The organism is Methylophaga sp. UBA2012 (assembly GCF_002335235.1).
GTDB classification, from domain to species: Bacteria; Pseudomonadota; Gammaproteobacteria; order Nitrosococcales; family Methylophagaceae; genus Methylophaga; species Methylophaga thalassica.
Genome location: NZ_DDCG01000005.1, coordinates 14624 through 29931 on the forward strand (window position 1 = coordinate 14624; position 15308 = coordinate 29931).

18 protein-coding genes are annotated in these 15308 nt (G+C 43.7%); 13 read left to right on the plus strand and 5 right to left on the minus strand.

Going from position 1 to position 15308, the window contains the following annotated elements; all coding sequences use genetic code 11:
• Positions 1-36: 36 nt before the first annotated feature.
• From B2248_RS04820 to B2248_RS04845, 6 genes are all read left to right on the plus strand, one after another.
• Positions 37-837: a sulfite exporter TauE/SafE family protein gene (locus B2248_RS04820; protein WP_273182729.1), complete on the plus strand. Its 801-nt coding sequence runs from the start codon at positions 37-39 to the stop codon at positions 835-837.
• Positions 825-1055, plus strand: coding sequence for a sulfurtransferase TusA family protein (locus B2248_RS04825; RefSeq protein WP_273182728.1), 231 nt, complete (start codon positions 825-827; stop codon positions 1053-1055). Before B2248_RS04820 ends, B2248_RS04825 begins: the two co-directional genes overlap by 13 nt.
• A complete protein-coding gene (locus tag B2248_RS04830; RefSeq protein WP_273182727.1) occupies positions 1052-1750 on the plus strand; it encodes a phosphoadenylyl-sulfate reductase in 699 nt (232 codons plus the stop codon). Before B2248_RS04825 ends, B2248_RS04830 begins: the two co-directional genes overlap by 4 nt.
• A gap of 11 nt (positions 1751-1761) precedes the next feature.
• Positions 1762-2664: a sulfate adenylyltransferase subunit CysD gene (cysD, locus tag B2248_RS04835; protein ID WP_007146048.1), complete on the plus strand. Its 903-nt coding sequence runs from the start codon at positions 1762-1764 to the stop codon at positions 2662-2664.
• Positions 2665-4110: a sulfate adenylyltransferase subunit CysN gene (gene cysN / locus B2248_RS04840; protein ID WP_273182725.1), complete on the plus strand. Its 1446-nt coding sequence runs from the start codon at positions 2665-2667 to the stop codon at positions 4108-4110.
• A gap of 194 nt (positions 4111-4304) precedes the next feature.
• Positions 4305-5753 carry a catalase gene (locus B2248_RS04845; RefSeq protein WP_273182724.1) on the plus strand — a complete coding sequence of 483 codons (1449 nt, stop codon included), beginning with the start codon at positions 4305-4307 and terminating at the stop codon, positions 5751-5753.
• A 40-nt stretch (positions 5754-5793) separates the two neighbouring features.
• Here the strand turns inward: B2248_RS04845 and B2248_RS04850 are convergent, their stop codons facing one another.
• Together B2248_RS04850 and B2248_RS04855 are read right to left on the minus strand one after the other, a co-directional pair.
• The gene (locus tag B2248_RS04850) at positions 5794-6330 is read right to left on the minus strand and encodes a DNA-deoxyinosine glycosylase (RefSeq protein WP_007146044.1); all 537 of its coding nucleotides are present in this window, start codon (positions 6328-6330) and stop codon (positions 5794-5796) included.
• Positions 6330-6773, minus strand: coding sequence for a DUF3465 domain-containing protein (locus tag B2248_RS04855; protein WP_273182721.1), 444 nt, complete (start codon positions 6771-6773; stop codon positions 6330-6332). The genes B2248_RS04850 and B2248_RS04855 overlap by 1 nt, the downstream gene beginning before the upstream one ends.
• A 309-nt stretch (positions 6774-7082) precedes the next feature.
• Between B2248_RS04855 and B2248_RS04860 the strand changes: the two genes are divergently transcribed.
• The 7 genes from B2248_RS04860 (at position 7083) to B2248_RS04890 (ending at position 12261) form a co-directional block, all read left to right on the plus strand.
• Entirely contained in the window at positions 7083-8735 is a 1653-nt protein-coding gene (locus B2248_RS04860; RefSeq protein ID WP_040576285.1) for a nitrite/sulfite reductase, read from the plus strand.
• Complete coding sequence (locus B2248_RS04865; protein WP_007146040.1) at positions 8722-9201, plus strand: DUF934 domain-containing protein; 480 nt, start codon at positions 8722-8724, stop codon at positions 9199-9201. The genes B2248_RS04860 and B2248_RS04865 overlap by 14 nt, the downstream gene beginning before the upstream one ends.
• Positions 9202-9219: 18 nt before the next feature.
• Positions 9220-10092: a symmetrical bis(5'-nucleosyl)-tetraphosphatase gene (locus B2248_RS04870; RefSeq protein ID WP_007146039.1), complete on the plus strand. Its 873-nt coding sequence runs from the start codon at positions 9220-9222 to the stop codon at positions 10090-10092.
• A gap of 73 nt (positions 10093-10165) precedes the next feature.
• The gene (locus tag B2248_RS04875) at positions 10166-10312 is read left to right on the plus strand and encodes a hypothetical protein (RefSeq protein ID WP_007146038.1); all 147 of its coding nucleotides are present in this window, start codon (positions 10166-10168) and stop codon (positions 10310-10312) included.
• Entirely contained in the window at positions 10313-10765 is a 453-nt protein-coding gene (gene nusB, locus B2248_RS04880) for a transcription antitermination factor NusB (protein WP_007146037.1), read from the plus strand.
• 58 nt (positions 10766-10823) lie between these two features.
• The gene (gene thiL, locus B2248_RS04885) at positions 10824-11792 is read left to right on the plus strand and encodes a thiamine-phosphate kinase (protein WP_273182718.1); all 969 of its coding nucleotides are present in this window, start codon (positions 10824-10826) and stop codon (positions 11790-11792) included.
• Positions 11776-12261 (plus strand): phosphatidylglycerophosphatase A family protein, encoded by a 486-nt coding sequence (locus B2248_RS04890; RefSeq protein WP_273182717.1) that lies wholly within the window; start codon positions 11776-11778, stop codon positions 12259-12261. The genes thiL and B2248_RS04890 overlap by 17 nt, the downstream gene beginning before the upstream one ends.
• Before the next feature lie 28 nt (positions 12262-12289).
• On the opposite strand, the gene B2248_RS04895 is transcribed toward B2248_RS04890, so the two are convergent.
• The 3 genes from B2248_RS04895 to B2248_RS04905 are packed head-to-tail and all read right to left on the minus strand — an operon-like array spanning position 12290 to position 15272.
• On the minus strand, positions 12290-13189 hold the full coding sequence (locus B2248_RS04895; protein WP_273182716.1) for a carbohydrate kinase family protein: 900 nt from the start codon (positions 13187-13189) through the stop codon (positions 12290-12292).
• Between the two features lie 3 nt (positions 13190-13192).
• Complete coding sequence (rnd, locus tag B2248_RS04900) at positions 13193-14338, minus strand: ribonuclease D (RefSeq protein WP_007146033.1); 1146 nt, start codon at positions 14336-14338, stop codon at positions 13193-13195.
• 43 nt (positions 14339-14381) lie between these two features.
• Complete coding sequence (locus B2248_RS04905) at positions 14382-15272, minus strand: alpha/beta fold hydrolase (RefSeq protein ID WP_273182714.1); 891 nt, start codon at positions 15270-15272, stop codon at positions 14382-14384.
• Positions 15273-15308: the final 36 nt, after the last annotated feature.

Sequence of the window (15308 nt, forward strand, 5' to 3'; positions counted from 1 at the left end):
TGTCAGCATTTTCGTAATATACAAGGCGTAAAACAAATGGAATGGGGCTTTCTTCTTGCTGGACTATTTGTCGGCATCATGGTCGGCATGACCGGTGTGGGAGGCGGGTCTTTAATGACACCCATACTCATTTTTATTTTTCATGTGCAACCAGCTATTGCTGTTGGTACGGATTTATTATTTGCAGCGATCACCAAAGCAGGTGGTATCTGGTCTTACTGGCGTCATGGTGTCGTCAAGTGGCATATCGTATGGCGTCTGGCTGCGGGCAGTATCCCCGCAACACTGGCGACTTTATGGTTTATGAATGCAACAGGAATGCATGATGGCAACCACAATGAAGTGATTACTAAAGCGCTCGGGGTAGCGTTGATTTTGACCTCTAGCGCGTTATTACTAAAAGCACCTTTAGGCAAATTATTGCGTTCACAGGAAAGCCATCCTGTAGTGAGTGCGCTTTATGATATTCGTGAAAATGAATTAAATAAGGCCATGATTACGGTGGTAACCGGGGCATTGCTTGGTGTAATGGTCACGTTATCATCGGTGGGGGCCGGGGCGCTTGGTGCGGTGATTTTGCTGTTTTTGTATCCACGTCTGAAAGGGGTGGAAATTGTGGCGACGGATATTGCTCATGCAGTGCCACTGACATTTGTGGCTGGTCTCGGGCATTCAGCCGTGGGTACGGTAGACTGGTCATTATTAATGTATTTATTAGCTGGATCATTACCAGGCATCTTTATTGGTACGCATCTGGGAGTCCGTATTTCGGATAAAATCATGCGTCCGTTACTGGCCGTCATACTTGTATTGGTGGGGATAAAATGTCTGATATAAAGCAAGTCGATTTAACCCTGTTTGGCTGCCCGATGCACTATATCAAAGCCAGGGAAGCCGTGCAGAAACTGGCATTAGAACAATCAATTGATCTACTGGTGAATACTGGTGATGCCGTGGATGAAGTATTCAACAGCTTAACCCAGGATGGGCAGCAGTGTGAGATCACCTCAACAGAGGGATTAACCACAACAATTCGTGTGAGAAGAAAACAATGAGTGAAATAAAACCGGCTCTAGCCGCCAAAATAGATGCTGTGATCGCAGTGTTAAAAGATATTGAACAGAATTATCTCCCTGCCACGCTGGCAACTAGCTTCGGTGCGGAAGATATGGTGCTGATGGATTTAATCTGCAAACATGCACCGGGCATCGACATTTTCACTCTTGATACTGGGCGTTTGCCAAAAGAGACGTATGAGCTGATGCAAACGTTGAATAAACACTACGATAAAAAAGTCGACGTGTTTTTCCCAAACACCGCCGATGTTGAATTATTTGTCACCAATAATGGACCAAATGCGTTTTACGATAGTGTTGAGTTAAGAAAACAATGTTGTGGTATCAGAAAAGTGGTGCCGTTGAATCGCGCTTTATCTGGCAAAAAAGCCTGGATTACCGGCATGCGCCGTTCGCAGTCGGTCACTCGTGCTGAGTTACCTGTGTCTGAGTGGGATGACGATCATGGCTTACAGAAATTCAGTCCTTTAACAGACTGGTCAAATGGCAATGTTTGGGCTTATTTAAGAGCTAATGATGTGCCTTATAACAAATTACACGATGAAGGTTACGCCAGTATTGGCTGTGCGCCTTGTACGCGAGCTATCACCATGGGCGAAGATATTCGTGCCGGACGCTGGTGGTGGGAAGATCCAGAAAATAAAGAATGCGGCTTGCATGTCAAATCTAACTAACGAGAAAGATAATGACTGAAAAACAATTAACACACTTAAAGCAGTTGGAAGCAGAAAGCATCCATATTATGCGTGAGGTGGCTGCTGAGTTTGAGAATCCAGTAATGCTGTATTCAATTGGTAAAGACTCAGCCGTCATGTTGCACTTAGCGATGAAAGCTTTCGCGCCGGGTAAACCCCCATTTCCATTGATGCATATTGATACCACATGGAAATTTAAGGAAATGATCAAGTTCCGTGATGACCGGGCAAAAGAACTGGGTTTGGAACTGTTGGTTCACACCAATGAAGAAGGGCGTGCAGCGGGTATTAATCCATTCGATCATCCTCGTTATACCGACATTATGAAAACTGATGCCTTAAAACAAGCGCTGGATAAATACGGTTTTGATGCTGCATTCGGTGGGGCGCGTCGTGATGAAGAAAAGTCACGTGCTAAAGAGCGTGTTTATTCATTCCGTGATAAGAACCATCGTTGGGACCCAAAAGCGCAACGACCGGAACTCTGGAATATCTATAACAGTAAAGTCAATAAAGGTGAAAGCATTCGTGTTTTCCCTCTGTCAAACTGGACTGAGCTGGATATCTGGCAATACATTTATCTGGAACAAATTCCCATTGTGCCGCTTTATTATGCTGCTGAACGTCCGGTTGTTGACTACAACGGTCTGACCATCATGGTCGATGATGATCGTATGCGTATTCCTGAAGGGCAGGAGCCACGCATGGAGAAAGTACGTTTCCGTACTTTAGGTTGTTATCCGTTAACGGGCGCAGTGAAATCATCAGCAGACACCTTGCCTGAAATTATTCAGGAAATGTTGCTGACCACGACATCTGAGCGTCAGGGTCGTGCGATTGACCATGACCAAGCGGGTTCTATGGAGAAGAAAAAACAAGAGGGTTATTTCTAGATGACTACTGAATCAAGTTCATATCAATCAGATAGCCTGATTGCCACAGATATTGAAGCGTATCTTAAGCAGCATGAAAACAAAGAAATGTTACGTTTCTTAACATGCGGTAATGTGGATGATGGTAAAAGTACGCTGATTGGCCGTCTTTTACATGACTCGAAAATGATCTATGAAGATCAACTGGAAGCCGTCACACGTGATAGTGCCAAGTCAGGCACTACGGGTGAACAGGTGGATTTAGCTTTATTGGTAGATGGTTTACAGGCCGAGCGTGAGCAAGGCATTACCATTGACGTTGCTTACCGTTATTTTTCTACCACCAAACGTAAATTTATCATCGCCGACACACCGGGGCATGAGCAGTACACGCGTAATATGGCAACAGGGGCATCCAGCTGTCAGTTGGCGGTTATCCTGATTGATGCACGTTATGGGGTTCAAACACAGACGCGCAGACATAGTTTTATTGCCTCATTGCTAGGCATTAAACACGTGGTTGTGGCCATCAATAAAATGGATTTGATGGATTATAGTCAGGAAGTGTTTGATAACATCCGTCACGACTACACTGAGTTCTCACGTGAGTTAGAACTGGAAGATATTCACTTTGTGCCGATGTCTGCGCTGGTGGGTGATAATGTCGTTAACCGCAGTGAAAAGATGGACTGGTATCAAGGACAAACCTTGATGGAAATTCTGGAAACCGTCAATGTTGATAAAGATCCCAACTTCGATGATATGCGTTTCCCTGTGCAGTTTGTGAATCGTCCAAACCTGAACTTCCGTGGTTATTGTGGCACTCTGGCATCGGGTATTTTGAAGCCGGGTGATGAAGTGACAGTGTTGCCGTCAGGTAAAGAAAGTAAAGTAAAAGCGCTTGTCACTTACGATGGTGACTTGGATCATGCTGTGCCGGGTGAAGCCATTACTGTCACATTAGAAAATGAAATTGATGTCAGCCGCGGCGATATGCTTGTTCATAGCAATCATCATCAACCGCATGTATCAAGCCAGTTTAAAGCGATGGTTGTGTGGATGACCGAGCAACCGTTAGTGTCAAACAAGCAGTACAGCATTAAAGTCGGTGTCAGTGATGCGGGTGGTTCCTTAACTGGGATTGACTATCAAATTGATGTGAATACGCTGGAGCATAATAAAGTCAGCGAACTCAAACTCAATGAAATTGGTTTGTGTGAATTTTCACTGAATAAACCGGTTGTGTTTGATTCATATAAACGCAATCGTACTACTGGTGCCTTCATCATTATTGATCGTCTGACGAATGTGACCATTGGTGCCGGTATGATTACGGATGCCGTTTCAGGTAGTCATGAAGTCTTGGCTGCAGGTGAGTTTTCTGCTTTTGAATTAGAGTTGAATGCACTGATTCGTAAACATTTCCCTCACTGGGATGCCAAAGATTTGAGTCAACTTCTCAAATAAAAAACGATGTCATTACAGAAAAGCCAGTCAGTGTTTCGCTGACTGGCTTTTTTTATGTCCGTTAAAATATGTAAATCGTTTTTATCGATTAATTAAAACATAATAAACAATTATACAAATCGTTTTAAGCTGGATAGACTTTGTTGTGTGCAATGAATTTGCTCAACATAATTAGCAGCAGCAAGGAATAAATGATGACTAAAAAAGTTTTGACGACATCAGCAGGAGCCCCTGTCTCTGATGATAATAACAGTATCAGTGTCGGACCAAGAGGACCTTTGACTTATGACAACCACTACACCTTCGAAAAATTGGCTCACTTCAACCGTGAGAGAATTCCTGAACGCGTGGTCCATGCACGTGGTACCGGGGCTTACGGAACCTTTACCCTCACCAAAAGTTTAAAAGAATTCTCCATTGCTGATTTCTTGCAAAATGAAGGTAAAAGAACGGATGTGTTTATTCGTTTCTCGACAGTAGGTGGTGGTCAGGATTCACATGATTTCGCCCGTGACCCACGTGGCTTTGCCATAAAGTTTTATACCAAGCAAGGTAACTACGATATGGTGGGGAATAATACTCCAGTGTTTTTCTTGCGTGATCCAAGTAAGTTTCCGGACTTTATTCACTCACAGAAAAAGAATCCGCGTACCAACTTGCCAGATCCTCGCATGGCTTATGAGTTCTGGGCTAATTATCCTCAGGCCTTACATCAGGTGACTATTTTGATGTCCGATCGGGGGATTCCAGCTTCATACAGAAATATGAATGGCTATAGCTCTCATACTTATAGCTTCTGGAATGAAAAGGGCGAACGGTTTTGGTTTAAGTGGCACTTTAAAACTAATCAGGGTATTAAAACGCTGCGAGCAGAAGAAGCGACAGTAGCGGACCCTCATGGGGCGCAACAGGATTTGGTGGAAGCCATTGACCGTGGTGATTTCCCAAGCTGGACCGCAAAAGTGCAGATCATGACGGAACAGCAAGCGCGTGATGCGGAGGTTAATCCGTTTGATTTAACCAAAGTATGGCCGCATGATGAATTTCCACTGATTGAGGTAGGTCAGTTAGAGTTAAACCGTAACGTAGATAATTATTTTGCTGAAACCGAGCAAGCGGCTTTTGCACCAAGTAACTTTGTGCCGGGTATTGGTTCATCACCTGACAAAATGTTGCAAGGAAGGCTGTTAGCGTATCAGGATGCTCATCGTTATCGAGTGGGGGTGAACTACAATCAGTTACCTGTTAATGCGGCAAAATGTCCGGTCAATCATTATCAGCGTGATGGGGCTATGGCGGGCTTGTGCCCGGCGGGTGGACATCATCATCAGACAAGTGGTGCAAACTTTTATCCGAATGATCGTGATGATGGTCCGGCACCGGATCAAGCTGTGGCAGAACCTCCGATGCCTGTTGAAGCGGGAGCCTGGTTGGATCGCTTTGATACTGATGAAGAGGATCATTACACACAAGCGGGCAATTTGTTCCGTATTATGAGTGACGATCAAAAACAGCAATTAGCAAATAATATTGCTGGTGGACTTGGGCAGTGTGATGCCTCTGTTCAACAACGTATGTTAGCTCAGTTTGAAAAGGCTGATGCGGACTATGCTGCCAGAGTAGCGGCTGCACTAAAGGCTTAAAGAGTCTCAAAATAAAGGGGCGTTAAATACGCCCCTTTATTTATTGGATAAGTTGCTTGATGCTGCTTAGTTGTTCACGCCAGATGATTTGTTTTTTCTCTAAAGACAGAGCCGCATTAGCAGGACTGGTGGATGGCAGCCGAGATGTCGTGATGTTCTGCCATGGTTTTTCTAAGCTCGCCTGAACGTATTTCATATAAATTTGTTCTGCTTTAGCACCATTAAAAAACACAGCCTGAATATTGGGATGAGCCTGAAAAAAGGCATTAAAGTCGTTGGCTTCAATAGAGTCAGGCGCAATATTGCTATCCAGACTGCCTGATCTGTCGCAGGCCTTTAACACATCCCACACTGCTACGCGTTGTTGCGTCAGCAGTTCACAACGTTGCTGATATGGCCGGCTTTTTTCAATAGCAAACAGACTTTGCATAATTGACCAGAAAGCATTGCGTGGATGAGCATAATATTGCTGTTGCCGAAGTGATTCTAATCCTGGCATAGAACCTAGAATGAGAATTTCTGCTGAAGGCTTGGCGATCGGTGGAAAGCTGTAACAGCGAGATTCATTAGCTGACATTATTGATATAACTGACCCTTGTAGCGTATCCAGCCATGAGGATGTTTATTGTCAGGATCATGATGAGTCCAATGAATGACACCGCCTTTGTCATTCCACTCATATTCACCAAAAACATGTACTTCATCGCCGACTTTCAGAGCGTCAATACGTGGTGCCAGATCAATATTATGAGCAATCAGGACCGTCAGCTTATCCGGCAGGGTGATAATAAAACGCTGATGACGACTGCCTTTAGTATCGTCTGGGAGAATACGACTAACGACGCCACTGACTTCAACCAGAACATCACTTTTTTGCTGTTGGTAAAGTGACGAAATCGATGTGGCTTCAGGACTGTTAACATTTTTATTGTGTGGCTGATAATGACTGGCTCCCCAAATCAGAAAGCCAAAAGCGATCACTAGCCATAAACGTTGTTTTTGTCGACTTGCTTTAGACATGCAAGATTTCCTGATCAAAAAATGTGTTCAGTATAACCAGTTTTACAGTGAATTAGAGAAAGCAGTGAGAACAGCAAAACAGATTGACTCAGGAGTGATTAAAACTGAGATTCGCCCGTTAAGTGACGCGCACAATTAAAACTGACAGCAATCACTAGCGATAAAACGATATTTTATGGTCGGATTAAACCTTAGAGATGACGGGGTATTAGTCAATTAACTAATATAGATATTGGTATTTATAATTTCCTGTTATATATCGCCAGCGTTATAATAGCGAGTCCGGTATTAAGAGTTTAGAGAGCTTAAATGTATCAATACGATAAGTATGATCAAACGATGGTTGAGCAGCGGGTCGCACAGTTCCGTGATCAAACACGTCGTTTCTTGGCGGGTGAGCTGACCGAAGAGCAGTTCCGTCCTTTACGACTGATGAATGGTTTATATATTCAGATACATGCACCTATGTTGCGTGTTGCTATTCCTTATGGACTGATGTCATCCAAACAAGTTCGTAAAATCGCGGAAGTCTCACGCCGTTACGATAAAGGGTTTGTTCACTTCACTACGCGTCAGAATTTCCAAATGAACTGGCCGAAGTTAGAAGATGTGCCAGATATCCTTGCTGAACTGGCTACTGTACAGATGCATGCTATTCAAAGTAGTGGTAACTGTATTCGTAATACAACGTCTGATCAGTTTGCGGGTATCAATGCCAATGAGATTGAAGATCCACGTCCATGGGCAGAAATTATTCGTCAATGGTCAACCTTTCATCCAGAGTTTGCCTATTTACCGCGTAAATTCAAAATTGCGGTCATCGGTTCTGAAGAAGATCGTGCTGCGACAAAACTACATGATATCGGCTTACATTTAGTCAAAAATCATGAAGGTGAAATTGGTTTTGAAGTGTTAGTTGGCGGTGGTTTGGGACGTACTCCAATCATTGGTCAGCAAATCAGACCGTTCCTTGAGAAAAAGGATCTGCTGTCTTATCTGGAAGCTATCTTGCGTGTTTATAACCGACTGGGCCGTCGTGATAATAAATACAAAGCCCGTATCAAGATTACTGTTCGTGAACATGGTATTAATCATATTCGTGAATTGGTTGAAGCTGAGTGGGTGCAAATTCGTGACCAGCTTGAGTTGAATCAGAAAGAAATTGACCGTGTTAAGTCTTATTTCACTGAACCTGAATATGAAGCTGACGCAGCAGCAGATGAAAGCTATGAAAAAGCACTGGCTGAAGATAAGGCGTTTGCACGCTGGGCTAAACAAAATACGTTTGCTCACAAACAACCCGGTTATCGTGCCGTTTATGTCTCACTGAAAGCGCCCGGTATTGCGCCTGGTGATGTCACATCTGACCAGCTTGAAGTGATTGCCGATCTGGCTGATGAGTTCAGTTTGGGTGAAGTTCGCTCAACTCATACCCAAAATCTGGTTTTTGCTGATGTAAAACAAGCAGATTTGTATGCGTTATGGTTAAGACTCGAAGCAGATAATCTGGCAACACCAAATATTAATACGCTCACTGACATTATTTGTTGCCCAGGCCTGGATTATTGCGGTCTGGCGAATGCTAAATCAATTCCTCTATCGAAACAGATCGCGGAACGGTTTGGAGATCTGGATTATCTATACGATTTAGGTGACATCAAGATCAAGTTCTCAGGCTGCATGAATGGATGTGCTCATCAAAGTGTTGGTCATATCGGTATCCTGGGTGTCGATAAGAAAGGTGAAGAGTGGTATCAATTCACGCTTGGTGGCAGCTCAGAAGCTGATGCATCATTAGGTGAACGTTTAGGTAAGGCTATTCCTAAAGAAGAAGTCGTTGATACTGTGGGTCATTTACTGGATGCTTATGTCGACTTACGTCATGAGGATGAGTCATTCCTGGCCACTGTCCGTCGTTTAGGTATTGATCCATTCAAGGAGCGTGTATATGCAGATAATTAAAGATCGTGAAATCGTCGAAGATAATTGGACACATCTGGATGATGATGCAGATCTGGTTGCTGGCAATATTACCGTCTCCTTAGCTCGTTGGCAGGAACAACATGAAACACTGGTCAAGCATGAAGGTGAACTGGGTTTACGTTTAAGTGGTGATGATCCTTTGGAAGAAGTCGTTCCGGATTTGATTCATTTTTCGTTAATTGTGTTGGTTTTCCCTGCGTTTACGGACGGACGCTGTTATTCCTTCGCTCGCTTACTACGTGAGCGCTATGGCTTTAAAGCTGAAATCCGTGCACAAGGTGATGTATTACATGATCAGCTGTTTTATATGTCACAGTGCGGAATTAATAGTTTTGAACTGGCGAATCCAAATCGCATCGACAAGGCGTTGACTGCTTTTGATGACTTTAGTGAAAGTTATCAAGCCACAGTGTTGCGTCCTGAACCGCTCTATCGTCGTCGTTAGGTTTCAGTTCTCGTCTATATGGCTGTATATGCGATTGGTGATGTTCAGGGCTGTTACGATGAGTTAATCAAAATGCTGGATCGAATTCAGTTCGATCCAGCAGATGATCAGATATGGTTGGCTGGTGATCTTGTCAACCGAGGGCCTAAATCCGCTGAAGTATTGAGATTGGCAAAACAGCTGGGCAATAGTTGTGTTGCCGTTTTAGGAAATCACGACCTGCATTTACTGGCTAATGCGGCTGGTGTGGTTGAGTATCAACACCATCTGGACACGATTGAGCAAATCCTCTCAGCACCTGACAGAGATGAGCTTATCGGTTGGTTAAGACAACAGCCCTTGTTTTATCACGATCCCGCTATTGATTTTAGTATGGTACATGCGGGTATTCCGGCCGAATGGTCAGTAAAGGAATCACTGGCGCGAGCGGCAGAAGTTGAAACCGTTTTAAAGAGTGATAACTGGCGCGATTTTTTTCAGCATATGTATGGTAATAAACCTAAACGCTGGACACCGGAGCTCAGAGGTTGGGACAGATTACGCTTCATTACCAATTGTTTTACCCGGCTGCGTTATTGCCATGAAGATGGCCGAATCGCCTTAAAGTTTAAAGGGGCACCGGAAGATAAACCGTTGCATCAACGTCCCTGGTTTGAAATGCCCAATCGGCTAACAGCCAATGACCGTATTGTTTTTGGGCATTGGTCTACCCTGGGGGTGGGTCGTTATGGCAATGTGTTTTCATTAGACAGTGGCGCTGTGTGGGGAGAAACACTAACAGCAGTCCGGATTGACCAAGAGCCATATGAGTGGATAACGGTTGAAGCTGATGCGGCTAGTTTACCTTTCCCTAAAAAAAAGTCGGATAAAAAGCGGAGACGTTGGCTGTAGGTATTGGTTCGCCACTGCTCTGTGAAAATGAGTACAATATATTTCATATTGATTAATTTCGGGATTAAAAATAATGAGTGATGTCACGAGCTATTCCGCTGACGTATTTGCGAAAGGCGAGGAGATGGGGACTGACACTCACCTTTTCAGCGTTGCTAAGGCAGCCACTGGAGTGATTGAAATGGTTAATGGTTTAAAACAAATTGAGGCTGGCAAATAAATGGCCACGGGATTACCCAGAACAAAAGCACGCCGAGCGGCTGTACAAGCGCTCTATCAGGCTCAAGTCAATGGTGAAGCACCACAAAAAGATACACTTGAGTTTGTTACCGCCGAATATGCTGACAAGATTGATAAGAAATATTTTGTGACGTTAATCGATGGTACGCTCAAGTATCAGGGCGAAATTGACGCTGAGCTCACCAAAGTGATTGATCGTGACCTGGACAAAATTGACCCTGTTGAAGTGTCGGTTTTACGTTTAGCCGTGTTTGAATTTATGCATTTGCCGGAAATACCTTACCGCGTTGTGCTCAATGAAGCTGTTGAATTAGCCAAATCATTTGGTGGTGAACAAGGCCATAAATACGTCAACGGTGTATTAGATAAAATGGGCGCGCGTCTGCGCACGCATGAACATCAGGCAGCAAAAGCTGCACGTCAAAAGAAATAATTAAGCTCAAGGCCTGAATCCTGCAGGATTCAGGCCTTGATTACTATAAGGTTTCTGTGTGGCTTTAAACGAGTTCTCTCTGATAAAACAGTATTTTGCTGATGCAACGCAAAAACGCCAGGATGTCATTGTTGATATTGGAGATGATTGTGCTGTCTTGTCCTGTCCTGAAGACAGTGATATTGCTATTTCCATTGATACCTTAGTTTCAGGCGTTCATTTTTTTGCCGATGTAGATCCGTTTACACTGGGTCATAAATCACTTGCTGTGGGCTTAAGTGATTTGGCAGCGATGGGAGCAACACCAGCCTGGTTTACACTCGCGTTAACATTACCTGAACTGGATGAAAACTGGTTATCGGCTTTTGCTGAAGGCATGGCTGCATTAGCTAGCCAGCATAATATTCAACTTGTGGGCGGTGATACCACGAAAGGGCCTCTGACCATCAGTATTCAGGTTCATGGGCTGGTGAAAAAAGGCACGCAGCTACGACGCAGTCAAGCAAAGTTATCCGATAAGATTTATGTCAGCGGAACACTGGGTGATGCCGGGGCAGCTTTACAAAAACGTCTATCATCATGGCAACCCTCAGAACTGACAGAACAAGATTGGCTATTCCTCAATAAACGGCTTGAGCAACCAAGCCCAAGACTGGCGATTTCACAAAAAATCTTACCTTTTACTCACGCAGCAATTGATATTTCTGACGGTTTATTAGCTGATCTTGGTCATATTCTGGAGACGAGTGGTAAGGGAGCCAGAATTAATCTCGATGCTATTCCCTTATCTTCCAGCCTACAAAAAATCGATAGACAACAAGCGCTAAAATTAGCACTGAGTTCAGGTGATGATTATGAACTCTGCTTTACTGTGGCGGCAGATCAGGTGGCTGCCGTTGAAGCATTAAATCTGGATATTCAACAAATTGGCGAAATTATCGATGAACAGACCATTGTTCTGCTCGATGAAGATGGAAAACCCTCCATATTAGATATCACTAGCAAAGGATATGACCATTTTGCCTAAAGTGACCTTTAAACAATTATTAGAAAGACCAACGGCATTTTTAGCTTATGGGTTTGGTTCAGGTCTTGCACCTAAGGCGCCCGGGACATTTGGCACTTTGGCGGCTATCCCTGTTTTCTATTTGATGCAGTCCTTACCTATGGCGAGTTATCTCTTGCTGACGGTTGTATTTTTTTTCCTAGGCATCTGGTTTTGTCAGAAAACAGTCGACTGGTTACAACAGGATGATCCTTCCGCTATTGTCTGGGATGAAATTGTTGGGTTTCTCATCACTATGATTGCAGCCCCGAGTGGCTGGTTATGGATTTTGTTGGGATTCGTTCTATTCCGGGTATTCGATATTTTGAAACCCTGGCCAGTCAGTCTGGCTGATAAAAGACTGCATGGCGGTTTTGGTGTGATGTTAGATGATGTTATCGCCGGATTATACGCTTTGCTGATACTTCAGCTTATTGCGTATTTTGTCTAATCCGACGATAACCAATATTTATCTTTCTCTACAGGATAGAAGCGGCATCAATCGAGTGATTTTGTGTACCGTGATGGGCAATTTTTAAAGCCCCAAGGGTAGAAGCAATTCTGCCGGTTTCTTGCCAATCTTTACCATGCAAAATACCGTGTAACAAGCCAGCACGATAAGCATCACCACAACCTGTTGGGTCAACAACCTGAGCCGCTTTCTGACACGCAATATCAATGCGCTTACCTTCAGTATAGATGTAAGAGCCTTCGGCGCCACGAGTAATAATCAATGCCTCAACATGACGAGCGATTTCTTCTTCAGGGAGTCCGGTACGGTCCATGAATAATTGTGCTTCATAATCATTTAAGGCGATATAACTGGCTTGTTCAGCAAAGGCCATCAATTCATCACCATTAAACATCGGTAAGCCCTGACCTGGGTCGAAAATAAAAGGAATACCGGCTGATTTTAATTGTTCAGCATGTTGAATCATGCCATCACGACCATCTGGAGCAATGATAGCCAGTTTAATATCTTTGGCTTCACTGATAAGTGTTTCATGTGCCAGGTTCATGGCTCCGGGGTGGAAAGCCGTAATCTGATTATCATCCTTATCGGTGGTGATAAAGGCCTGAGCCGTGTAATGCCCTTGTTTGACATGCACATGCTCACGATTTATATTTTTAGCATCCATCCATTCGGCATAGGGTGTGAAGTCGGTGCCGACTGTTCCCATCGGTACAGGATTATCACCAAGAAGCTTCAGGTTGTAGGCGATATTGCCAGCGCAGCCACCAAATTCGCGACGTAACTCTGGCACCAGAAAGGCAACATTTAGCATATGCACCTTATCCGGCAGGATATGGTTTTTAAATTTATCAGGGAAAACCATAATATTATCAAAAGCGAAGGAGCCACATATGAGCACTGACATAGCTTAACTTTCCTTTATTTCTAAATGAGTAGGTTGGGCCTGGATACTGATTTTTCCTTGCATAAATGCTTGCAAAGTCTGCCCAATAATTTTGTAGCGCCAGCCGTGTAATAAAGCACAGTCCTGGCCTCTAACCAATGATTCAATATCTTTACGTGTAGCAACTGCAGAAGGTGTAATGGACTGTTCGTCACAACTTTTTCTCAATAATGCCATCAGGGCATCAATCAAGGCCTCTTGTTGGTTACTTAAAGCGGTAGGCCGTTTCAATACAGGCCATTGTTCTTTCGGTATTTCTTTTGCCGCTGTAATGACGTTAATTAATATCTTGCCGTAACGATCAATATCACGTGGTTCTAAACCACGAATTTTTTTCATAGCATCAACAGTTGTTGGAGAAAAGCGTGCTAAATCCAGCATAACATCGTCTTTCAATATCCAGCGACGTGGCAAATCAACCTCAATGGCTCGTTTCTCACGCCAGGCACCGAGTTCTTGCAAGATCACTAATTGCTGACTTTTTAAGCGTCCTGCGCCTTTCACTCTCAGCCAACTTTGTTGTGGATCTTCTTGATAAGTTTCTTTTGCAGTTAATGCCGCAAAGTCATCACTCAGCCACTCCACCCGACCTGTTCGGTTAAGTTCATCTACAAGTTGAAGATAGAGTTGTCGAAGATATCTGACATCATCAGCGGCATAGTCGACCTGTGCTTCTGATAGAGGTCGTTGGCGCCAGTCTGTTCTTGCCTGACCTTTATCAAGCTCAACACCGAGACATTGTTTAACCAAATTGCCATAACCTATTTGATCGCCGTAGCCTAGGACTGTTGCGGCCAATTGTGTATCAAAGACTTTGGGCGGGAGTGCATTTTTCATTAAGAAAAATAATTCTAAATCTTGTCTGGCAGCATGAAACACAATGGTGATGTTTTCAGAGTAGAACAACGCCATCAAGGGGGATAAGTCACTAATAGCCAATGGATCAACACAAGCGATGACATCATTGCTGGCAACCTGAATTAAACATAACTGCGGGAAATAGGTCTTTTCGCGATGGAATTCGGTATCCACTGCCAGCCATTCACTGTCTGCTAGCTGTTGGCAGAGTGTATTGAGACCGGCTTCTGTATTTACAAACTGAATAGTCATGCTGTGTCTTTAAAAAAGGAACACAGTATAGCCAGTTTCTTGTTCAATGCATAACCTGACCCTGATGTGTTGACACCATATCTAAAACAGCATTTACAATAATGTCAGGTTGATGAAGATGGATATCATGACCACTGTGAAAAGCAAACAAATGCTGGCTATGGGAGGTGAGTTTCCATAAGTCTTGTTGGAGATGAACCCAGATTTTTTCACGATTTTCAGCATCTTTTTGGCCTTGCCATTCACTCTGGCCACGGCTGATAACAATTAATGGCACATTTGGCAGATGTCTGAGATGTTTAACTTGTAAAGCACTTTGATAAAGTGAGGATATTTCAGTTCGAGCAGCGTTAATTGCCCGTTCTTTGAGCATAGATTGTTCGGCGTTCAGTGGCGTACCCGAAGGTTTGGGAAGAATGATGATATTTCGTTTACGATCGTAATTTTGCGGTAGCTTAATATTTAACTTTTCATACTGATTTTCATGCGAAGCGTCTACTAACACAATACCAGTCACTTCTTCAGGGTGACTAGCCGCGAATACTCGCATGTTATAGCCACCAAACGAATGTCCAACCAAAATGAATGGACCATCTAGCTTTGCTTTATGGATCAGGGTTTCTAATTCATTTGCAATACGGACACTGGTACGAGGTTGAGGTCCTGCATCACTCCAGCCATAACCCGCTCTGTCATACACACAGGTACGTGTGTGTTTGGCAATGTTATTTTGAATATCAAACCAGGCTGTGGAGTCATCACCAAGACCAGTATCGATAATAACGACGGGCTGTCCATGACCTTTGCATAGCATATGAAGTTTGTACCCACCTACATCATAACGGACGCCAGGTGCCTTAGGATATTCCCTGGCATAGGCAGAACTAAGAAATAGGCACAAAAAAATAACAGTGGATATGGAATTTACAGACATCACATGCTCCAAGATGAATCTTACCGGAGCATAGTT